The organism is Pelomonas parva, from assembly GCF_043555835.1.
Classification (GTDB): Bacteria; Pseudomonadota; Gammaproteobacteria; order Burkholderiales; family Burkholderiaceae_C; genus Pelomonas; species Pelomonas parva.
The window spans coordinates 1-19057 of sequence record NZ_JBIGHV010000007.1; the positions used below are offsets into that span (position 1 = coordinate 1).

A 19057-nucleotide genomic window follows, 5' to 3' on the forward strand; every position below is an offset into this window, starting at 1 on the left:
CCCGAACAGGACAGTGAAACGAGTCAGCGCCGATGATAGTGCGGATTCCCGTGTGAAAGTAGGTCATCGTCAGGCTAGTTATTAAAGCCAACCCCCATCAGGTTATCCTGGTGGGGGTTTCGCTTTTGCGGCTACGGGATGTGCTGCAATCAATGAGCGACTGGCAATGAAAAACCCGCCGAAGCGGGTTGGTGGTTATGCCGAGGTGTGCAGCTCAGACGTTGAACAGGAAGTGCAGCACGTCGCCATCCTTGACGACGTATTCCTTGCCTTCCGCGCGCATCTTTCCTGCATCTTTGGCGCCTTGCTCGCCACGATGCTTGATGAAGTCGTCATACGCGATGGTCTGCGCGCGGATGTAGCCCTTCTCGAAGTCGGTGTGAATGACACCAGCCGCTTGCGGGCCGGTGTCGCCAATGTGGATGGTCCAGGCGCGAACTTCTTTCACGCCGGCCGTGAAGTAGGTCTGCAGGCCCAGCAGCTTGAAGGCGGCGCGGATCAGGCGGTTCAGGCCAGGCTCGTCCTGGCCCATCTCCGCGAGGAACAGCGCGCGGTCCTCGTCACTCATGTCGGCAAGCTCGGCCTCAGTTTTCGCGCAGATCGCCACGACCGGCGCATTTTGGCTGGCAGCGTACTCACGCAGGCGGTCGAGGAAAGGGTTGTTCTCGAAGCCGGCCTCGGACACGTTGCCGACGAACATCGCCGGCTTGGCAGTGATGAGGCACAGCGGCTTCAGGATGGCCAGTTCTTCCTTGCTGAAGTCGATGGAGCGCACCGGCTTGGCCTCGTTCAGCACCGCCTCGCATTTCTCTAGCACCTTGACCAAGGCGATCGCTTCCTTGTCGCCAGCGCGGGCCACCTTGTTGTAGCGGTGCAGGCTTTTCTCCACCGTGCCCAGATCGGCCAGGCAAAGCTCGGTCTGGATCACTTCGATGTCGGAGATCGGGTCGACACGGCCATTGACGTGGATGACGTTCGGGTCTTCGAAGCAGCGCACGACGTTGACGATGGCGTCGGTCTCGCGGATGTGCGACAGGAATTTGTTGCCCAGGCCTTCGCCCTTGCTTGCGCCCGCCACCAGGCCGGCGATGTCAACGAACTCAACCACAGCCGGCAGCACGCGTTCCGGGTTGACGATCTCAGCCAGGGCCGCCAGACGCGGGTCAGGTAGTTCGACGATGCCGACGTTGGGCTCGATGGTGCAGAACGGGTAGTTCTCGGCGGCGATGCCGGCTTTGGTCAGGGCGTTGAAGAGTGTGGACTTGCCGACGTTGGGCAGGCCCACGATGCCGCATTTGAGGCTCATGTCTGGCTTTCTGTGGGGAGGCGACCGGCGGCGGGCCGGTGCCGGAGGCCGCGATTTTAGTCGGCCCGCGCCAGCCCGGCCTCGGCCGCGATGCGGTCATACCCCGCTGCCTACAATCGTGCCCATGCAAAGCGTGGACGTGTTGGTCAAGGGCCGGGGTGCAGTGGGCAGCAGCCTCGCATTGCGCCTGGCCTCTCAGGGCTTGACGGTCGGCATGGCCGGCTCGCCCCAGCCGCCTCGGGCGGGCGATGTGCGCACCTATGCGCTGAACGCTGCCTCTGTCGGGCTGTTGGCCGAACTGAAGATCTGGGCCAGCCTGCCGCATGACGCCGTCAGCCCGGTCTATGACATGGTCATCAACGGGGACGCGGCGGACGATGATGCTGGCGGGCGGCTGAGCTTTTCGGCGTGGCAGCAAGGGTTGCGTGAACTGGCCGTCATCGTCGACGCGGCCGAGCTGGACGCTCAGCTCGCTACGGCACTTCGCTTTTCGCCGCACGTCCACACCGTGCCCGACAACACGCCGGCTGCGTTGACGGCGTTGTGCGAGGGCCGCGAATCGGCCGCACGGTCAGCCCTGGGCGTCGAGTTCAAGCCCAAGGCCTATGGGCAACGCGCGCTGGCCGCGCGGCTGACGGCCGATCGGCCGCATCTGGGTGTTGCTCGGCAATGGTTCCGCAGTGGCGGCGAGGTACTGGCGTTGCTACCTTTCGAGCGGCCGACGCCGGGCTCGTCCTACGGCCTGGTCTGGTCTTGTGGCGATGCAAGAAGCGAACAGTTGCAGGCCTTGCCGGTCGATGAGTTCGAGCGCGAACTGAACGCGGCCACAGGTGGTGCAGCGGGCGAACTCGGGCTGGCCAGCGAGCGCTCCGGCTGGCCGCTGGCACTGGCGCGTGCCGAAGCGGTGAGCGGCCCGAGCTGGGTGCTGCTCGGCGATGCGGCTCATCTGGTGCACCCGCTGGCGGGCCAAGGGCTGAATCTGGGCCTGGGCGACGTCGCCGCGCTGGCTCGCGTGTTGGCCGAGCGCGAGCCCTGGCGGCCGCTGGGCGACGAGCGCCTGCTGCGCCGCTACGCCCGCGAGCGCCTCGCCCCGACATTGGCCATGGGCGAGCTGACCGACGCACTGCAGCGGCTCTTCGCACACGACTCCGCCGCCGCCCGCAGCCTGCGCAATCGCGGCATGGATGCGCTGAACCAACTCTCTCCCGTCAAGCGCTGGCTGACCCAGCGCGCCCTCGGGCTCTGATCTCTCTTCCCCCACCATCGTGCCGTCCCTCATCACCTGCCTTGCCCGTCTTCTGCCTGGCTTGCTCCTCGCCGCCTGTCTGCCCGCCTTCGCCAACGAGGCTGTCATCCGCAAGTCCTTTGCCGAACGTATGCCCACGGCACCCAAGATCGACGAAGTGCGGCCGTCGGCCATGCCGGGGCTGTGGGAGATCCGCATCGGCAACGAACTGCGCTACACCGACGCCACGGGCACCTACCTTCTCGAAGGCGAGCTGATCGACATCAAGGCCAAGAAGAACCTGACGGAAGAGCGCGTCAACCAGATCAACCGCGTTGACTTCACGACCCTGCCGTTCAAGGACGCCGTGGTGTGGAAGAGTGGCACGGGCAAGCGCCGCATCGCCGTGTTCGCCGACCCCAACTGCGGCTACTGCAAGCGCTTCGAGAAGTCCTTGCAGGAGCTCAAGGACGTCACCGTCTACACCTTCATCATTCCCATCCTCGGCGGCGATTCCGCCGAGAAGACGCGTGCCATCTGGTGCGCCAAGGACCGCACGGGTGTCTGGCTGGGCTGGATGCTCAAGAACGAACAGCCGCCCAAGCCGCCGGCCAGTTGCGATGACGCCGCCATCGAGCGCAACCTGGCGCTGTCCCGCAAGATCCACGTGAACGGCACGCCGGCCATCCTGCTGGAAGACGGCCACCGCATTCCGGGCGCCGTCGGCGCGGTCGAGCTGGAAAAGCGCCTGCAGACCTTGTCGGTGCCTGCCCGCAAGTCCTGAGTGCGATGAACACCGACCACCGTCAACTCGCACATCGCCTCGCCTACGCAGGCCTCATTCCCTTCGTCGTGGGCTGCCTGCTGATCTGGCTGGTCGTCCACCCAGAGGCCCATGCCTTTGTCAGCCTGGCGCTGTCAGCCTATGCGGCGCTGGTCATCGCCTTTCTGGGCGGCATCCAGTGGGGCTTGTCGTTCGCGCGTGGCCTGCCGTCGCGGCAGTCGCTGGTCTGGGGGGTGTTCGCTGCGCTGCTGGGATGGCTGGGCGTGCTGATGCTGCCCTATGGCGGCCTCGCCCTGCATGGCAGCGTGCTGATCGCCTGCTACGTCATCGACCGCCGCCTCTACCCGCACCTCGGCGCCGGCGACTGGCTCACCCTGCGGTTCCGGCTCACGGCGGTCGCCGCGCTGAGCTGCTTCCTCGCCGCGGCGGGCAGTTGATGGGCGGACCGACCTACCGCATCGAGCTGGCCGACATCGCGGCCCATCGCTACCGCGTCACATTGACGCTGGCCCACCCGGCGGCCGAGCAGGACTTCAGCCTGCCGGTGTGGATACCGGGCAGCTACCTCGTGCGCGAGTTCGCCAAGCAGCTGAGCCGCCTGAGCGCGCGGCAGGGGCGCCGCGCGCTGGCCGTCGAGCAACTCGACAAGGCCAGCTGGCGGGTGCGCTGCAGCGGGCGGGCGGCGTTGACGCTGAGCTACGACGTCTACGCGTTCGACGCCTCGGTGCGCACCGCCTGGCTGGACAGCGAGCGGGCCTTCTTCAACGCCAGCAGCCTGTGCCTGCGCGCGCATGGCCGCGAGGCAGAAACGCATCGCATCGAACTGGCGAGCGTGCCCGATGGCTGGCAAGTGGCGACGGAGATGCGCGCGGACGGCAGCGGCTATCAGGCGGCCCACTACGACGAGTTGCTGGACCATCCCTTCGAGATCGGCGCGCATTGGCAGGGTGAGTTCATGGCCGCTGGCGTGCCGCACCGCGTCGTCGTCGCGGGCGCGTGGCCCAGCTTCGATGGCCAGCGTCTGCTGGCGGACGTGCAGCGCATCTGTGAGGCGCAGATCGCCTTCTGGGGTGGCGCGCCCTTCGAGCGCTACAGCTTCCTGCTGTGGGCCGTGGACGACGGCCATGGCGGCCTGGAGCACCGCGCCAGCACCGCGCTGATCTGCGCCCGGCGCGAACTGCCGACTGCGGCCGAAGGCGCCGTGCCCGGAGACGGCTATGTGCGGCTGCTGGGGCTCTTCAGCCACGAGTACTTCCATACCTGGAACGTCAAGCGCCTGCGCCCGGCCGAGTTCGCGTGCTTCGACTACCAGCGCGAGAACTACACCCAGCTGCTCTGGTTCTTCGAGGGCTTCACGAGCTATTACGACGAACTGCTGCTGTGCCGCGCCGGCCTCGTCGATGCGCCGCGCTACCTGAAGCTGTTGGCCGCGTCGATCAACGGCGTGCTGTCCTCGCCCGGCCGGCGCGTGCAGCCGCTCAGCGCCGCCAGCTTCGAGGCCTGGACCAAGTACTACCGGCCCGACGAGAACAGCCCCAACACGGCGAGCAACTACTACGCCCAGGGCGCGCTGGTCGCGCTGTGCCTGGACCTCAGGCTGCGCGCGCAGGGCGCCAGCCTGGACGGGCTGATGACGCAGCTGTGGACCACCAGCGGCGGCGGGCCGGTCAGCGAGGGCGACATCCTGCATGCCGTGACCTCGCTGGGCGGCGCCGACCTGGCCGCCCGCCTGCACGCCTGGGTCCATGGCACCGATGAACTGCCGCTGCGCGAACTGCTGGACGCCCACGGCGTGGCCTGGCGTGAGGACGGCCGGGCCAGCGTCGCACAGCGCCTGGGCTTGCGCGTGCGGGAGAGCGCACTGACCGGCGTCACCGTCACGCATGTGCTGGTGGGTGGCACGGCTGAGGCCGGTGGGGTCAATGCCCGAGACGACATCCTCGGCTGCAACGGCTGGCGCCTGCGCCGGCTGGATGACGCGGTGAACCTGATGTCACCGGGCGCCACTCAGCTGCGGCTGCTGGTGAGCCGCGACCAGCGCCTTGTCGAGCTGGACGTGACCCTGCCGCCCGCCCGCCCCGCCGCTGTCGCGCTGACCCTGGCCGATGCCACGCACCCGGCAAGGCGCCGCTGGCTCGGCGTCTGAGCCGCGCATGAAGACACCGCGGCCGCCTGCGCTGCTGGTGCTGGCCGTGCTGGCGGGCCACCTGCTGCTCGGCCGCGAGGTGCAGCGCATCCATGAGGGCTGGCTCCAAGACGACCGCTCGCTCCCGCCGCCCCGCATGCAGGTCGAGTTCGTGCAGGAGATGGCGATGCAGCCTGCGGTGACGGTGCGTGCCGTTCCAGTGCCCGCGCCACCCAGACGGGTGACGCCGAAAAGCGCAGCCGTGGCGCAGGCCGCGTCTGCGCCCGCATCGGCGCCCGAGGCCAAGCCGGACACCGAGTTCATGGCCGAGGCGGCGCCCGAGCCCGTCGCGGACGCCGCCTCTGCGCCTGCCGCAGCGGCCCCGCCCGTCGCCGCCGTGGCCTCCGTTGCGCCTGGCGACGAGCCCGGCCCCGAGTGGCCGCTGTCGACGCGCCTGAGCTACACGCTGACCGGCACCTTTCGCGGTGGGCCCATCCATGGGCAGGCGCAGGTCGAATGGCTGCGCAAGGGGCGCGACTACCAGGTGCATCTGGACGTCAGCGCCGGGCCGAGCTTCCAGCCCTTCCTCACGCGGCGCATCAGCAGCCACGGGCAGCTGACGCCCGACGGCATCGAGCCGCAACGCTACGACGAGGAGGAAAAGCGCGTCTTTCGCGATCCCTGGCGCGTCAGCGTCTTTTTCCTGGGCGCCGAGGTGCAACTGGCCCATGGCGTGCGCCAGCCGCTGCCGCGCGGCGCGCAGGACTCGGCCAGCCAGTTCGTGCAACTGACCTGGCTGTTCCTCACCGGCCGTGAGCCGCTGCAGGCCGGCCATCGCGTGGAGTTCCCGCTCGTGCTGGCCCGCCGGCAGTACGCCTGGCAGTACGAGGTGATGGGCGAGGTGATGCTGGACACACCGATGGGCCCTGTCGCCAGCTGGCACCTGAAGCCCACGCGGCCCGCCTTCGAGGGCGATCTGGCCGCCGAGGTCTGGCTCGCGTCCACGATGCAATACCTGCCCGTGCGCCTGCTCATCCGCCAGAACGCCGACACGGTCATCGACCTCATGCTCAAAAGCGTGCCCTTGCAAGCCGCGCCAGAATCGACCGACGACACCTCCAGGAAGCCAAGCCCATGACCTACGAATGCATCCTCACCGCCGTGCACGGCGATGGCCCGCGCAAGACCGGCCTCATCACGCTGAACCGCCCCAAGGCACTGAATGCGCTGAACGACCAGCTCATGGACGAACTGGGTCAAGCGCTGCTGGCCTTCGATGCCGACGACGGGATCGGCTGCATCGTGCTGACCGGCTCGGAGCGCGCCTTTGCGGCCGGGGCGGACATCCCGACCATGCTGCCCCACACCTTCGCGACCGCCTTCAAGAGCGGGCTGATCTCCAAGAACTGGGAGACCATCCTGCAGGTGCGCAAGCCTGTCATTGCCGCCGTGGGCGGCTTCGCGCTGGGTGGCGGCTGCGAGCTGGCCATGATGTGCGACTTCATCATCGCGGCCGACACGGCCAAGTTCGGCCAACCCGAGATCAAGCTGGGCGTCGTGCCCGGCGCCGGTGGCACGCAACGCCTGCCGCGCGCGGTCGGCAAGAGCAAGGCGATGGACATGCTGCTGACCGCCCGCATGATGGGCGCGGCCGAGGCAGAGAGCGCCGGCCTGGTGTCGCGCGTCGTGCCGGCGGACAAGCTGCTGGAAGAGGCGCTCGCCGCCGCAGAGACCATCAACGGCTTCAGCGGGCCGTCTGTCGCGCTCATCAAGGAGCTGGTGAACCTGGCCTACCAGGCGCCGCTGACCGACGGCGTCGCGGTGGAGCGCCGCTACTTCCACGCGCTGTTCGGCAGCCACGACCAGCGCGAGGGCATGGAAGCCTTCCTCGCCAAGCGGGCGCCGGCGTTTGAACATCGTTGACATATAGAGTGCAACGATGACGAACTAGGGATGACTGTTTGCGTTGAGTGAATAGTCAGTTCCTGTTCGCCTAGTGTTTCTACTGAGACTGGCTTCTTACAGTTCAGCCCATGGACAGCGCGGTCGCGGTGTCCGAGTGACCCAAGCAGGACGTTCCTGCAGAACTGAAGGAGCCCGTCATGAACAAGCTGTCCACCCTCATCGCCACCGTTGCCCTCGTCGCTGCCGGCGCCGCCTCGGCTCAATCCACGGCCCCGCTGACCCGCGAGGCCGTCATCGCCGAACTGGTAGCTGCCCGTAACAGCGGTGAACTCGCCGCCATCCATGGCGAAGTGGGCGTCGAAGTGACGACCTCCGCCAGCGCCAAGGCCGCGACCGTCGCCACGAGCACGCTGCCCCGTCAGGCGGTGTTGAAAGACCGCACGACCGAAGCCCGCCGCATCGACCAGGTCGTTGCCGACCAAGGCGAGAACGCCGCCCGTGAACTCGGGGATTTCCCGGCTCCGGTCGTCCGCCGCGCCACCGCGCTGGCTGGCCGCTGAAACAAAGCGGTTTCAAGACGATCAAAGCGACCCGAGAGGGTCGCTTTTTTGTTGCCTGCGTTCCTAGAATCCGCAGCCCACAAAAACCGGGCGTTGGAGACAAGATGCGAATGCAGCAAGTGTGGGCAGCGGCAACGCTGCTGATGACCTCGATGACAGCGCTGGCCGCCGGCCCCGTGGTGGGCGTCAGCTGGTCCAACTTCCAGGAAGAACGCTGGAAGACCGACGAGACCGCCATCAAGGCAGAGCTGGCCCGGCTCGGGGCGAGCTACATCAGCGCCGATGCCGGCGGCTCGCCGGAGAAGCAGATCGGCGACGTCGAGTCGTTGCTGGCCAAGGGCGCCAAGGTGCTCATCATCCTGGCCATGGACAAGGACGCCATCGCGCCCGCGCTGAACAAGGCCAAGGCCCGCAAGGTGCCGGTGGTGGCCTATGACCGCCTCATCGAGGCGCCCGAGGTCTTCTACCTGACCTTCGACAACCGCGAGGTCGGTCGTCTGCAGGCTTCAGCCGTGCTGGCCGTGAAGCCGCAAGGCCGCTACGTCATGATCAAGGGCTCGCCCAGCGACCCGAACGCCGACTTCCTGCGCGCCGGCCAGCAGGACGCGCTGGCCGCTGCGGTGAAGAGCGGCGCCGTGAAGATCGTCGCCGAGGAATACACCGACGGCTGGAAGCCCGAGGTGGCGCAGAAGAACATGGAGCAGATCCTCACCAAGCTCAAGGGCGGTGTGGACGCGGTCGTGGCCAGCAACGACGGCACGGCCGGCGGCGCCATCGCGGCGCTGGCCGGGCGCGGCATCAAGGGCGTGCCGGTCAGCGGCCAGGACGCCGACCATGCCGCGCTGAACCGCGTGGCGCTGGGTACGCAGACCGTGACGGTCTGGAAGGACTCGCGCTCGCTGGGCAAAGAGGCCGCTTCGGCCGCCGTGCAACTGGCCGGTGGCCAGAAGGTGCCGGGCGCCGCAGCCTGGGCCGGTGGTGAGCGCAAGGTCAAGCTGCAGGCCAAGTTCCTCGCGCCGGTGGCCGTCACGCAGGCCAACCTGGGCGACGTGATCAGCGCCGGCTGGGTCAGCAAGGCGGTGGTCTGCAAGGGCGTGGACGCGGCCAAGGCGCCGGCGGCCTGCAAGTAGGAGCGTTGATGACAGCCCAGACCCAGCGGCTCGCCGTCATGGCGGCCGTGCTGGTGGCCATCGCCATCGGCTTTCATGTGCTCACCGGCAGCTTCCTGACGGCCGAGAACCTCTACAACATCGCCCAGCAGACGGCGGTCGTCGGCATCGTCGCCAGCGGCATGGCGCTGATCATCGTTGCGCGGCAGATCGACCTGGCCGTGGGCTCGCTGCTCGGCGCCGTCGGCGTGCTGATGGCCTGGCTGCAGTACACGCACGGCTGGCCGGTCGGCGCGTCGCTGCTGGCGGGGCTGGCGTTTGCGCTGCTCATCGGTCTGTTCCAGGGCTGGCTGTCGGCGGTCGTCGGCATCCCGTCCTTCGTTGTCACGCTGGGCGGCCTGGTGTCGCTGCGCGGCGTGGCCTTCCTGGTGGCCGATGGCAAGACCCAACCGGTCAGCGAACCCTGGCTGCTGGCGCTGGGCGGCGGCATGGACGGCTCGCTGGGCGAACGCGGCAGCTGGCTGCTGGGCTTCGGCCTCATCGCCTTGCTGTGGGGCTGGCAGGCCGTGCAGCGCCGCGCGCAGGTGCGCGCCGGCGGCGTGCCGGGCGATGTCAGGCATGACCTGCTGAAGGGCGGCCTCGCAGCGGTGGCGGTGCTCGGCTCGGTAGCCGTCTTCAACGCCTACAAAATCGAAGGCACGGAGCAGGGCCAGGGCTTGCCCCTGCCGCTGGTGATCTGGGTCGCCGTCGTGCTGGTGCTGGGCTTTGTCGCCAAGCACACCCGCTTCGGCCGCTACGTCTATGCGATCGGCGGCAACCCGGACGCGGCGCGCCTGGCCGGCATCCCGGTCAAGCGCGTGATGATCCAGCTGAACCTGCTGCTGGCGGCGCTGGTGGCGCTGGCGGCGGTGGTCGCCATGGCGCGGCTGAATGCCGGCGCCAACTCGATGGGCACGGGCATGGAGCTGACCGTCATCGCCGCAGCGGTCATCGGCGGCGTGAGCCTGGCCGGTGGCAGCGGCAGCGTCGGCGGCACGGTGCTGGGTGCCCTCATCATCCAGAGCATCGACAGCGGCCTGCTGCTGACCGATGTGGGCATCGGCTGGCGCATGGTCGTGCTGGGCCAGGTGCTCGTTGCGGCCGTCGTCTTCGACCGGGTGTCACACAAATGAGCGCAGCGACGGGCCGCCCCGAGCAAGTTCGCTCCCGCTTGGCGGGACAGGCCGCAGGCCGAAGGGTGCAGAAATGAATGCGTTGCTTGAAGTGCGCGATGCGCGCAAATCCTTTGGCGGTGTGCATGCGGTCGACGGCATCTCCCTGAGCCTGGCGCCCGGCGAGGTGCTGGCCGTGCTCGGCCACAACGGCGCCGGCAAGTCGACGCTGATGCAGATGATCGCGGGCGCTCTGCCGTTCGACGGCGGTGAGCTGCTGCTGAGCGGCGAGAAGGTCAAGTTCGCCAGCCCAGCGGACTCCCGCACCGCCGGCATCGAGACCATCCACCAGAAGCTGGCCCTGGCCGACAACCTCGACTCGGTCGCCAACCTCTTCCTCGGCCGTGAGCTGCGCACGCGCTTCGGGCTGCTGGACGACGCGGCGATGCGCGCGGCTGCCGTACCGCTGTTCGCGCGGCTCAACCCCAACTTCAAGAACATTGCCGATCCGGTGATGTCCTTGTCGGGCGGTCAACGCCAGGTCGTCGCCATCGCGCGAGCGCTGCAGTTCAAGGCCCGCGTGCTCATCATGGACGAGCCCTGCGCGGCGCTGGGCCCGGCCGAGACGGCGATGGTCCACGACCTGATCCGCCGCCTCAGCGCCGAGGGCGTGGGCATCCTGCTGGTCACGCACGACATGCCGGACGTGTTCGCGCTGTCGCACCGGCTGGCGGTCATGAAGACCGGCCGCATGGTGGGCGTCTGCCGCACGGCGGACGTGACGGAGGACGAGGTGCTGGCGATGATCATTGCGGGGAAGGCGCCGGCGGCGGCCAGCGCCTGAGGCTCCTGAGCGCCGCGCGGCGGCGAGTCACGAATACTGTTTATTTGTACAGTATCATGCGCCGGACGACGCGCGGGTGGCGATGGCGATGAGGGTGACGGCAAGTCGCCACCGCCGCGCGCCATGCCGCCGATGGCTCAGGAACTCGCGATGCGCTGTGACTACGAACCTTTGATGGACGCCGGCCGGATGCTGGCGGCATTCGGTGTGGCCCCACCCACTGAGGGCGCCCTGACGGTGCCGGCGGACGGCGCGTCGGCGGTCTTCATCGTCCCGGGCCAGGCGCCGGAGCTGGGCGTGTTGGGCGAGGTTCGCCTGGGCCGTTTCGGCCTGCTGCCTCCCGCGGCACGTGATGGCGGCGACGCGCTGCGGGTGCGGGAGTGCCCGGTCGAGACGATGAAGTCCAACCCGACCTGCCGCGAGAGCTGGTGGGCCGGCCGCCGCTGTGTCGTGCCGGTGGCACGGCTCACGACCTGGTGCCACGACACGGGCCGGCCGCAACCCTGGGGCATCCAGCGGGCCGACGGCGACGCGCTGGGCCTGGCCGGTCTGTGGCACGAGGCCGAAGGTCCCGGTGGCGAGCGCGTCGCGGCGTTCTGCGTGCTGACCTTGAGTGCCGCAGGGCATGCCGTCTTCGGCCACCTGGCGCCGCCGATGGCACAGGACCCGCGCATGCCTGCCATCCTGGGCGGTGCGGCGCAGCGCCGCTGGTTGCAGGGGACGTGGGCCGAGGCGGAGCGGCTGCTCATTTGTTTCCCGGCAGAGCAACTGGACGCCGGGCCGCTGGCCCCGGCGGACCCGGCCGCACAGCGGCCTGCACCCGGCGTGGGCGTGGCCGATCTGTTCGAGGGCGAGGCCTGGTTGCCCATGCCTGCGTCAGCGCGCAGGCCCCGCGAGGCGCAACGCCGCGCGGTGCGGCCGGTGGCGGTGGGCCCGGTGACGGGCGATCTGTTCGCCTGATCCCGGCTCAGGGGGGGGCACCACCCTGAGCCGGGATCAGGCTTCCCGACGCAGTGCCGGGAACAGGATGACGTCGCAGATCGACGGCGAGTCCGTGATCAGCATCGTCAGCCGCATCGATGCCGATGCCGCAGCCACCGGTGGGCGGCATGCCGTACTCCGGCGGCGGATGAAATTGGCGTCGAAGAACATCGCCTCCTCGTTGCTGGCATCCTTGTCCGCCGCCTGGGCGTGGAAGCGCGCGGCCTGATCCTCGGCGTCGTTCAGCTCGGAGAAGCCGTTGGCGTGCTCGCGGCCGGTGATGAACAGCTCGAAGCGCTCGGTGGTCTGCGGGTTGGCGTCCGACGCCCGGGCCAAAGGCTAGACCTCGACGGGGTAGTCGATGATGAAGGCCGGCTCCCAGAGCTACTCCTCCACGACGGCTTCGAACAGGCCGAACTGCAGCTCGGCCAGGCTCCAGCGCGCGGGGGCTTCCTCACCCGCAGCGATGATCCGGGCGCGCAGCACGTCGGCGTCGCCGGCCTCGGCTTCTGTTGGGCCGGCGAAGTGGATCCAAGTCACGCACCGACACGCGCGCGAACGGCGTGTCCAGCGCCACGGGCTTGCCGGCATAGGTCAGCGCGGCGCTGTCGCGGCGATGGAGGGGTCGGCGATGGTCATTGCGGGGAAGATACCGGTGGCGGCAATGGCAAGGATGTTTCTCATTCTGTGCAAAATCATGGATTTGACTAAAATGAGAAACATATGCCGGCCAAATCGCCTCCCATCCCGTCTGCCGTAGCCACCCAGCTCGAAACGCTGGGCCGACGCATACGCGCTCACCGGGAGCGGCAGAAGGTGACGGCGACGGACGCTGCGGAAGCTGCTGGCATGTCGCGCGTGACGCTGCACCGCGTCGAGCAAGGCGAGCCGTCGGTCACGATGGGTGCCTATCTCAACGCCATGGCTGCTGTGGGTTTGAGTCTGCAGGTCAAGGAGCCCGAAGGGGTGTTCGCTACACCGCTGCCTGCCACCATTCGCGTGGACGACTTCCCGGCGCTCAAGCAACTGGCCTGGCAACTGCCGGGCGTCACCGAGCTGAAGCCGGCGCAGGCGCTGGATCTTTATGAGCGCAATTGGCGCCACCTCGACCGTGAAGGCCTGACCCCGCAAGAGCGGCGGCTGATTCAAGCCCTGGTGGACGAGTTGGGCGGAGGCCGGCTGCTTGTTTGAACGCGAGCACCATCGGCGCATCGCGGCCGTGCTCGCTGCGCTGGATGCTGATGTGCTGGCCGCCCACGCCTGCTGGTTTGGCGGCGGCACGGCGATGGCGCTGCGTTACGGCGAGTACCGCGAGTCGGTGGACATCGACTTCCTCGTGTCTGACCTCGCGTGCTACCGCGCGCTGCGCCAGTTGCTGACCGGGCCGGCGGGTCTCGGCGCCCTCGCGCATGCCGGCGCCGTGCTGACGCCAGTACGTGAGCTGCGTGCCGACCAGTACGGCCTGCGCACGCTGCTGCGCGAGGGTGGCATGGCGATCAAGTTCGAGATCGTGCTTGAGGCCCGCATCGCCTTCGATAGGCCCGGCCCGAACGATGTCATCGCAGGCGTGGCCGCATTGACGCCGCTGGACATGGCAGCGAGCAAGCTGCTGGCGCTGGCCGACCGCTGGCGCGACGACGGCGTCTTCAGCCGCGATCTGATCGACCTGGCCATGATGCAGCCGGTCAAGCCGTTGCTGCGCGCGGCAATCGCGAAGGCGGCGGCAGCCTATGGCGACAGCGTCGAAGCCAGCTTGGCCCAAGCCATCCAAGACTTGCGCGACCGCCCTCATCGGCTCGACACCTGCATGGGCGCGATGCAGATAAACACGGTGTCCAAGGCTCAGCTCTGGTCGCGCATAAAGGCGCTGGAAAAGCGCAGCGCTGCAGGCTCCCGGTCCCCTACACGGACTCGTGAGTCCAGGGATTGACGAGATTTACCCCAGTGCCCGCGAAGTCGGCCACGTTGCGGGTCACGACAGTCATTCCGTGGACAAGCGCAGTCGCGGCAATCATGGCGTCACGTTCGGCGCGACGATTCGGGATGTGGAGTTGGGCGCACTGCAGCGCTGCTGCCGTATCGACCTGCAGGACCCGTCCATCGAAGGCTGGCAAGACATGGCCGTGCATCCAGACTCGCAACATCGCAGCTTGCGCCGGATCGCGGCGCTCCAGAGACAGAATGCCGAGCTCAAGCTCCAACAAGGTGATTGCAGAGATGTACAGCGTTCCGGTGGGAACCTTGTTCGCCCATGCGACGACGTTCAAGTCGGCTCGACCAGCGCCTGCTTTGCGCAATTCAGAGACGACGTTGGTGTCCAGAACGTACATCAGCTGAAATCCGCCTCGCGAAAGAGTTCGCCAGCGCGAGCAGGGTCGAAATCGATGTCTCCCGCGTCGGGCATCGAAAGCAGGCTGACGATGCTGGTCGTAGGCCCCGACAGCTCCTGATAGCGTTCAATCGTCAGAAGCACATGAGCTGGGCGCCCGCGGTCCGTGATGAAGACCGGCCCTGAAGCGGCAGCCTTTTTGGCGCGAGCTGTGTCTTGATTGAACTCGCGGCTGGACAAAGTGGTAATGCTCACAACTGACCCCTGAGGTTCGTAGCAACATTACTACATGCGAGGGGCGACCGCAACATGCGGCGAGTCGTCAACGGACGACTCAAGCCTCAGGCTTCCCGACGCAGCGCCGGGAACAGGATGACGTCGCGAATGGACGGCGAGTCCGTGATCAGCATCATCAGCCGGTCGATGCCGATGCCGCAGCCGCCGGTCGGGGGCATGCCGTACTCCAGCGCGCGGATGAAGTCGGCATCGAAGAACATCGCCTCCTCGTCGCCGGCGTCCTTGTTGGCCACTTGCGCGTGGAAGCGCGCAGCCTGGTCCTCGGCGTCGTTCAGTTCGGAGAAGCCGTTGGCGTACTCGCGGCCGGTGATGAAGAGCTCGAAGCGCTCGGTGATCGCCGGGTTGGCATCCGATGCGCGGGCCAGCGGCGAGACCTCGACGGGGTAGTCGATGATGAAGGTCGGCTCCCAGAGCTTCTCTTCCACGACGGCCTCGAACAGGCCGAATTGCAGCTCGGCCAGGCTCCAGCGTGCGGGGGCTTCTTCGCCAGCGGCGACGATACGGGCGCGCAATACGTCGGCGTTGTCCGCCTCTTCGCTGGTCAGCCCGGCAAACTGGATCAGGGAGTCCCGCACCGACACGCGCGCGAACGGCTTGTCCAGCGCCACCGGCTTGCCGGCATAGGTCAGCGCGGCGCTGCCGGTCGCGGCGATGGCCGCGTGGCGCAGCACGGCCTCGGTGAAGTCCATCTGGTCGTGATGCGTCCAGTAGGCCGCATAGAACTCCATCATCGTGAACTCGGGGTTGTGCCGGACCGAGATGCCTTCGTTGCGGAAGTTGCGGTTGATCTCGAACACGCGCTCGAAGCCGCCCACCACCAGTCGCTTCAGGTACAGCTCCGGCGCGATGCGCAGGAACATCTCCTGGTCCAGCGCGTTGTGGTGGGTCTTGAAGGGCTTGGCGTTCGCACCACCCGGGATGGGGTGGAGCATGGGCGTCTCGACTTCCAGGAAGCCGTGATCCACCATGAAGCTGCGGATGGCCGACACGGCCTTGGAGCGCGCCGTGAAGCGCTTGCGGGCGTCCTCGTCGGTGATCAGGTCAACATAGCGCTGGCGGTACTTCTGCTCCTGGTCGCTCATGCCGTGGAACTTGTCCGGCAGCGGGCGCAGGCTCTTGGTCAGCAGGCGCAGCGTGGTGACCGTGATGGTCAGCTCGCCGGTCTTGGTCTTCATCAGCGTGCCTTCGCCGCCGATGATGTCGCCCAGGTCCCAGTGCTTGAATTGGTCGTACAGCTCGGGCCCGAGGTTGTCGATGGTCACGCGCAGCTGGATGCGGCCGGTGGCGTCCTGCAGCGTGCAGAAGCTGGCCTTGCCCATCACGCGCTTGAGCATCATGCGGCCGGCCACCGTGACCTTGACGGCCTGTGGCTCCAACTCTTCGTTCGGCAGCTCGCCGTATTGCTGCTGCAGCGGCAGCGCGCGGTGCTGGGGCTTGAAGTCGTTGGGGAAGGGCACCGCCGTCGCGGCCCGTATCGCGGCCAGTTTTTCGCGGCGCTCGGCGATCAGTTGGTTTTCGTCGAGGGGGCTGGGCGCTTGTGCTTGAGTCATTGTGTGGGTCGGTGTCCTGCGGCGATTTTATGCGGCCCGGCCGGGCAGCCCGGCTGCCTTCTAGAATGCCGGGCTCCAATACAAAAGGCCGCTGCAAGCGGCTCGGTCTCGCCGCAATGACGATCCAGCTCCCGATCTTGGGTCGACCGATTCGCGTGGCTCTCGCGGGCTGCGGACGCATCTCAAGCAACCATTTCGAGGCGCTGGCCCGCCACAAGGACCAGGTCGAACTGGTGGCCGTCTGCGACACCCACCCGCAGACGCTGGTGGCAGCGGCACAGCGCACGGGCGTGGAAGGCTTCAGCAGCCTGACCCAGATGTTGGCCCACAGCGATGCCGACATCGTCGTCCTCGCCACGCCCTCGGGGCTGCACTCCCAGCAGGCCATCGAGGTGGCCCGCTCCGGGCGTCATGTGCTCAGCGAAAAGCCGATGGCCACCAAGTTCGAGGATGGCGTGGCCATGGTGCAGGCCTGCCGGGACGCGGGCGTGAAGCTGTTCGTCGTCAAGCAAAACCGCCTCAACGCCACCGTTCAGGCGGTCAAGCGGGCGCTCGCCGCAGGCCGCTTCGGCCGGGTCTACATGAGCACGGTCAACGTCTTCTGGACACGCCCGCAGAGCTACTACGACGCCGCCAGTTGGCGTGGCCGCTGGGACATGGACGGCGGCGCCTTCATGAACCAGGCCAGCCACTACGTGGATCTGCTGGACTGGCTGGTCGGCCCGGTGGACAACGTCCACGCCTACACCGCCACGCTGGCGCGCGACATCGAGGCCGAGGACACCGGCGTCATGAGCCTGCGCCTGCGCCACGGCGGCCTTGCGTCGATCAGCGTGACGATGCTGACCTACCCGCAGAACCTGGAAGGCTCGATCACCATCCTGGGCGAGAAGGGCACCGTCAAGATCGGCGGCACGGCCGTCAACAAGATCGAGCACTGGTGCTTCGACAGCACGCATCCCGACGACGAGGCGATCAAGTCCGCCAGCTATGAGACGCCCAGCGTCTACGGCTTCGGCCACGCGGCCTACTACGACAACGTGTTCAAGACACTGCGCGGTCAGGCCGACGCACAAGTGGACGGCTACGAAGGCCTGCGCTCGCTGGAACTGCTGGTGGCCGCCTACCGCAGCGCGCGCGACGGTTGCCGCGTCGGTCTGCCGCTGGTCTTCTGACATGAGCTTCTGGAAGCACGACTCCGCCGTCGTCGACGACGGCGCCCGCATCGGCGACGGCACCCGCGTCTGGCATTTCTCGCATGTCTGCGCCGGGGCGCTGATTGGCGACAAATGCTCGCTGGGGCAGGGTGTGTTCGTCGGCAACGACGTCGTCATCGGCAACAACGTGCGCATCCAGAACAACGTGTCGGTGTACGACGCGGTCGCGCTCGAAGACGACGTCTTCTGCGGGCCATCGATGGTCTTCACCAACGTCTACAACCCCCGCGCGGCCGTGGCCCGCAAGGACGAGTACCGCCGCACGCTGGTCCGTCGCGGCGCGACCCTGGGCGCCAACTGCACCATCGTCTGCGGTGTGACGGTGGGCCCGCACGCCTTCATCGGCGCGGGCGCGGTCGTCCAGAAGGATGTGCCGGCCTTCGCCCTCATGGTCGGCGTGCCGGCCCGGCAGATCGGCTGGATGAGCCGGTTCGGCGAGCGCCTTGAGTTCGAGGCGGACGGGACGGCCAACTGCCCGCACACCGGTGACCGCTACCGGCTCGTCGGCGAGCAATGTGATTTGATTTCTGAAGGCCCCGCCCAGTGAACGCCGCCATCAAGCCAGCCCTGCCGTTCATCGACCTGCAGGCCCAGTACCAGGCCATCAAGGCCAGCGTCGACGCCCGCATCCAGCGCGTGCTGGACCACGGCCAATACATCATGGGCCCCGAGGTGCGGGAGCTTGAAGCCGCTCTGGCGGCCCGCGTCGGCGTTGCGCATTGCGTGACGGTTTCCAGCGGCACGGAAGCCCTGCTGATCGCGCTGATGTCGCTGGACATCAAGCCCGGTGACGAGGTCATCACGACGCCGTTCACCTTTGCCGCGACGGCCGAGGTCATCGTCCTGCTGGGCGCCGTGCCCGTTTTCGTCGACATCCAGCCCGACAGCTGCAACATCGACCCGGCGCTGATCGAGGTGGCCATCACGCCGCGCACGCGGGCGATCATGCCGGTCAGCCTGTACGGGCAGGTCGCGGACATGAACGAGATCAACGCGATCGCGACGCGCCACGGCTTGGCGGTGATCGAGGACGCCGCGCAGAGCTTTGGCGCCACCTACCGCGGCCGCCAGAGCTGCGGCCTGTCGACCTGGGGTGCCACGAGCTTCTTCCCGAGCAAGCCGCTGGGCTGCTACGGTGACGGCGGCGCCATGTTCACCGACGACGCCGGCCTGGCCCAGGCCGCGCGCGAGATCCGCGTGCATGGCCAGAGCCAGCGCTACACCCACACCCGCGTGGGCCTGGGCGGCCGCATGGACACGCTGCAATGCGCCGTGGTGCTGGCCAAGCTGGAACGCTTCGACTGGGAGCTTGAACAGCGCCGGTTGATCGGCCAGCGCTACCAGCAGGCGCTCGCCGAGCTGCCGGTGCAGCGGCTCGCCGTCCGCGAGGACCGCGACTGCGTCTGGGCGCAGTTCACGCTGCTGCTGAGCGGCGCCGAGCAGCGCCAGCAGGTGCAGGCATCGTTGACCGCCCAGGGTGTGCCCACCGCCATCCACTACCCGCGGCCGATGCACCAGCAGCCGGCCTACCAGTCCTTCGCACCCGCCTGGCCGCTGCCGCATGCCGAGGCCGCCGCCCAGCGTGTGCTGAGCCTGCCCATGAGTGCCGACCTCAGCCCGGCGCAGCAGGACGCCGTGGTCGATGCGCTGCGCCACGCGTTGGCCGCTGGCTGA

General features: G+C 67.9%; 22 protein-coding genes. 16 read left to right on the forward strand and 6 right to left on the reverse strand.

The window, feature by feature from the left end:
* Positions 1-214 precede the first annotated feature (214 nt).
* Positions 215-1306, reverse strand: coding sequence for a redox-regulated ATPase YchF (gene ychF, locus ACG00Y_RS18405; RefSeq protein ID WP_394481340.1), 1092 nt, complete (start codon positions 1304-1306; stop codon positions 215-217).
* Positions 1307-1430: 124 nt separating this feature from the next.
* On the opposite strand from ychF, the gene ACG00Y_RS18410 reads away from it, so the two are divergent.
* The 11 genes from ACG00Y_RS18410 (at position 1431) to ACG00Y_RS18460 (ending at position 11969) form a co-directional block, all read left to right on the forward strand.
* Positions 1431-2552 carry an FAD-dependent monooxygenase gene (locus tag ACG00Y_RS18410; protein ID WP_394481342.1) on the forward strand — a complete coding sequence of 374 codons (1122 nt, stop codon included), beginning with the start codon at positions 1431-1433 and terminating at the stop codon, positions 2550-2552.
* Positions 2553-2613: 61 nt separating this feature from the next.
* The gene (locus ACG00Y_RS18415; RefSeq protein WP_394481344.1) at positions 2614-3315 is read left to right on the forward strand and encodes a DsbC family protein; all 702 of its coding nucleotides are present in this window, start codon (positions 2614-2616) and stop codon (positions 3313-3315) included.
* Positions 3316-3320: 5 nt separating this feature from the next.
* Positions 3321-3752, forward strand: a complete 432-nt coding sequence (locus ACG00Y_RS18420; protein WP_394481346.1) for a DUF3429 domain-containing protein — start codon at positions 3321-3323, stop codon at positions 3750-3752.
* Positions 3752-5461: a M61 family metallopeptidase gene (locus ACG00Y_RS18425; protein WP_394481348.1), complete on the forward strand. Its 1710-nt coding sequence runs from the start codon at positions 3752-3754 to the stop codon at positions 5459-5461. Before ACG00Y_RS18420 ends, ACG00Y_RS18425 begins: the two co-directional genes overlap by 1 nt.
* A 7-nt stretch (positions 5462-5468) precedes the next feature.
* The gene (locus tag ACG00Y_RS18430) at positions 5469-6578 is read left to right on the forward strand and encodes a DUF3108 domain-containing protein (protein WP_394481350.1); all 1110 of its coding nucleotides are present in this window, start codon (positions 5469-5471) and stop codon (positions 6576-6578) included.
* A complete protein-coding gene (locus ACG00Y_RS18435; protein ID WP_394481352.1) occupies positions 6575-7363 on the forward strand; it encodes an enoyl-CoA hydratase in 789 nt (262 codons plus the stop codon). Before ACG00Y_RS18430 ends, ACG00Y_RS18435 begins: the two co-directional genes overlap by 4 nt.
* Before the next feature lie 179 nt (positions 7364-7542).
* Positions 7543-7905, forward strand: coding sequence for a DUF4148 domain-containing protein (locus ACG00Y_RS18440; RefSeq protein WP_394481354.1), 363 nt, complete (start codon positions 7543-7545; stop codon positions 7903-7905).
* Positions 7906-8009: 104 nt separating this feature from the next.
* The gene (locus tag ACG00Y_RS18445) at positions 8010-9035 is read left to right on the forward strand and encodes a substrate-binding domain-containing protein (RefSeq protein ID WP_394481356.1); all 1026 of its coding nucleotides are present in this window, start codon (positions 8010-8012) and stop codon (positions 9033-9035) included.
* 8 nt (positions 9036-9043) lie between these two features.
* Positions 9044-10186 carry a sugar ABC transporter permease gene (locus ACG00Y_RS18450; protein ID WP_394481358.1) on the forward strand — a complete coding sequence of 381 codons (1143 nt, stop codon included), beginning with the start codon at positions 9044-9046 and terminating at the stop codon, positions 10184-10186.
* Positions 10187-10259: 73 nt separating this feature from the next.
* Positions 10260-11009 carry an ATP-binding cassette domain-containing protein gene (locus tag ACG00Y_RS18455; protein WP_394481360.1) on the forward strand — a complete coding sequence of 250 codons (750 nt, stop codon included), beginning with the start codon at positions 10260-10262 and terminating at the stop codon, positions 11007-11009.
* Positions 11010-11141: 132 nt separating this feature from the next.
* Positions 11142-11969 (forward strand): SOS response-associated peptidase family protein, encoded by an 828-nt coding sequence (locus ACG00Y_RS18460; RefSeq protein ID WP_394481362.1) that lies wholly within the window; start codon positions 11142-11144, stop codon positions 11967-11969.
* Between the two features lie 36 nt (positions 11970-12005).
* Here ACG00Y_RS18460 and ACG00Y_RS18465 read toward each other — a convergent pair whose 3' ends face one another.
* Positions 12006-12326, reverse strand: coding sequence for an amino acid--tRNA ligase-related protein (locus ACG00Y_RS18465; RefSeq protein ID WP_394481364.1), 321 nt, complete (start codon positions 12324-12326; stop codon positions 12006-12008).
* Positions 12327-12374: 48 nt separating this feature from the next.
* Positions 12375-12530 carry a hypothetical protein gene (locus tag ACG00Y_RS18470; RefSeq protein WP_394481366.1) on the reverse strand — a complete coding sequence of 52 codons (156 nt, stop codon included), beginning with the start codon at positions 12528-12530 and terminating at the stop codon, positions 12375-12377.
* Positions 12531-12713: 183 nt separating this feature from the next.
* On the opposite strand from ACG00Y_RS18470, the gene ACG00Y_RS18475 reads away from it, so the two are divergent.
* The gene (locus ACG00Y_RS18475) at positions 12714-13181 is read left to right on the forward strand and encodes a helix-turn-helix domain-containing protein (RefSeq protein WP_394481368.1); all 468 of its coding nucleotides are present in this window, start codon (positions 12714-12716) and stop codon (positions 13179-13181) included.
* A 28-nt stretch (positions 13182-13209) separates the two neighbouring features.
* Entirely contained in the window at positions 13210-13920 is a 711-nt protein-coding gene (locus tag ACG00Y_RS18480) for a nucleotidyl transferase AbiEii/AbiGii toxin family protein (RefSeq protein WP_394481935.1), read from the forward strand.
* Here ACG00Y_RS18480 and ACG00Y_RS18485 read toward each other — a convergent pair.
* The 3 genes from ACG00Y_RS18485 to lysS form a co-directional block, all read right to left on the reverse strand.
* Positions 13892-14323, reverse strand: a complete 432-nt coding sequence (locus tag ACG00Y_RS18485; protein WP_394481936.1) for a type II toxin-antitoxin system VapC family toxin — start codon at positions 14321-14323, stop codon at positions 13892-13894. The genes ACG00Y_RS18480 and ACG00Y_RS18485 overlap by 29 nt on opposite strands.
* Complete coding sequence (locus ACG00Y_RS18490) at positions 14320-14574, reverse strand: type II toxin-antitoxin system prevent-host-death family antitoxin (RefSeq protein ID WP_394481370.1); 255 nt, start codon at positions 14572-14574, stop codon at positions 14320-14322. Before ACG00Y_RS18490 ends, ACG00Y_RS18485 begins: the two co-directional genes overlap by 4 nt.
* Positions 14575-14660: 86 nt before the next feature.
* Positions 14661-16166 carry a lysine--tRNA ligase gene (gene lysS / locus ACG00Y_RS18495; protein ID WP_394481372.1) on the reverse strand — a complete coding sequence of 502 codons (1506 nt, stop codon included), beginning with the start codon at positions 16164-16166 and terminating at the stop codon, positions 14661-14663.
* Between the two features lie 116 nt (positions 16167-16282).
* Between lysS and ACG00Y_RS18500 the strand changes: the two genes are divergently transcribed.
* Genes ACG00Y_RS18500 through ACG00Y_RS18510 form a run of 3 tightly spaced genes read left to right on the forward strand, consistent with a single transcriptional unit; the run spans position 16283 to position 19057 of the window.
* Entirely contained in the window at positions 16283-17341 is a 1059-nt protein-coding gene (locus tag ACG00Y_RS18500) for a Gfo/Idh/MocA family protein (protein ID WP_394481374.1), read from the forward strand.
* Between the two features lies 1 nt (position 17342).
* Entirely contained in the window at positions 17343-17930 is a 588-nt protein-coding gene (locus tag ACG00Y_RS18505) for an acyltransferase (protein WP_394481376.1), read from the forward strand.
* 20 nt (positions 17931-17950) lie between these two features.
* Positions 17951-19057: a DegT/DnrJ/EryC1/StrS family aminotransferase gene (locus ACG00Y_RS18510; RefSeq protein WP_394481938.1), complete on the forward strand. Its 1107-nt coding sequence runs from the start codon at positions 17951-17953 to the stop codon at positions 19055-19057.

Coding starts and splice junctions, on each gene's coding strand:
- ychF (WP_394481340.1), bottom strand. CDS start 1,306: ATGAGCCTCAAATGCGGCATCGTGGGCCTGCCCAACGTCGGCAAGTCC.
- ACG00Y_RS18410 (WP_394481342.1), top strand. CDS start 1,431: ATGCAAAGCGTGGACGTGTTGGTCAAGGGCCGGGGTGCAGTGGGCAGC.
- ACG00Y_RS18420 (WP_394481346.1), top strand. CDS start 3,321: ATGAACACCGACCACCGTCAACTCGCACATCGCCTCGCCTACGCAGGC.
- ACG00Y_RS18425 (WP_394481348.1), top strand. CDS start 3,752: ATGGGCGGACCGACCTACCGCATCGAGCTGGCCGACATCGCGGCCCAT.
- ACG00Y_RS18430 (WP_394481350.1), top strand. CDS start 5,469: ATGAAGACACCGCGGCCGCCTGCGCTGCTGGTGCTGGCCGTGCTGGCG.
- ACG00Y_RS18435 (WP_394481352.1), top strand. CDS start 6,575: ATGACCTACGAATGCATCCTCACCGCCGTGCACGGCGATGGCCCGCGC.
- ACG00Y_RS18440 (WP_394481354.1), top strand. CDS start 7,543: ATGAACAAGCTGTCCACCCTCATCGCCACCGTTGCCCTCGTCGCTGCC.
- ACG00Y_RS18445 (WP_394481356.1), top strand. CDS start 8,010: ATGCGAATGCAGCAAGTGTGGGCAGCGGCAACGCTGCTGATGACCTCG.
- ACG00Y_RS18450 (WP_394481358.1), top strand. CDS start 9,044: ATGACAGCCCAGACCCAGCGGCTCGCCGTCATGGCGGCCGTGCTGGTG.
- ACG00Y_RS18455 (WP_394481360.1), top strand. CDS start 10,260: ATGAATGCGTTGCTTGAAGTGCGCGATGCGCGCAAATCCTTTGGCGGT.
- ACG00Y_RS18460 (WP_394481362.1), top strand. CDS start 11,142: ATGGCTCAGGAACTCGCGATGCGCTGTGACTACGAACCTTTGATGGAC.
- ACG00Y_RS18475 (WP_394481368.1), top strand. CDS start 12,714: ATGCCGGCCAAATCGCCTCCCATCCCGTCTGCCGTAGCCACCCAGCTC.
- lysS (WP_394481372.1), bottom strand. CDS start 16,166: ATGACTCAAGCACAAGCGCCCAGCCCCCTCGACGAAAACCAACTGATC.
- ACG00Y_RS18500 (WP_394481374.1), top strand. CDS start 16,283: ATGACGATCCAGCTCCCGATCTTGGGTCGACCGATTCGCGTGGCTCTC.
- ACG00Y_RS18505 (WP_394481376.1), top strand. CDS start 17,343: ATGAGCTTCTGGAAGCACGACTCCGCCGTCGTCGACGACGGCGCCCGC.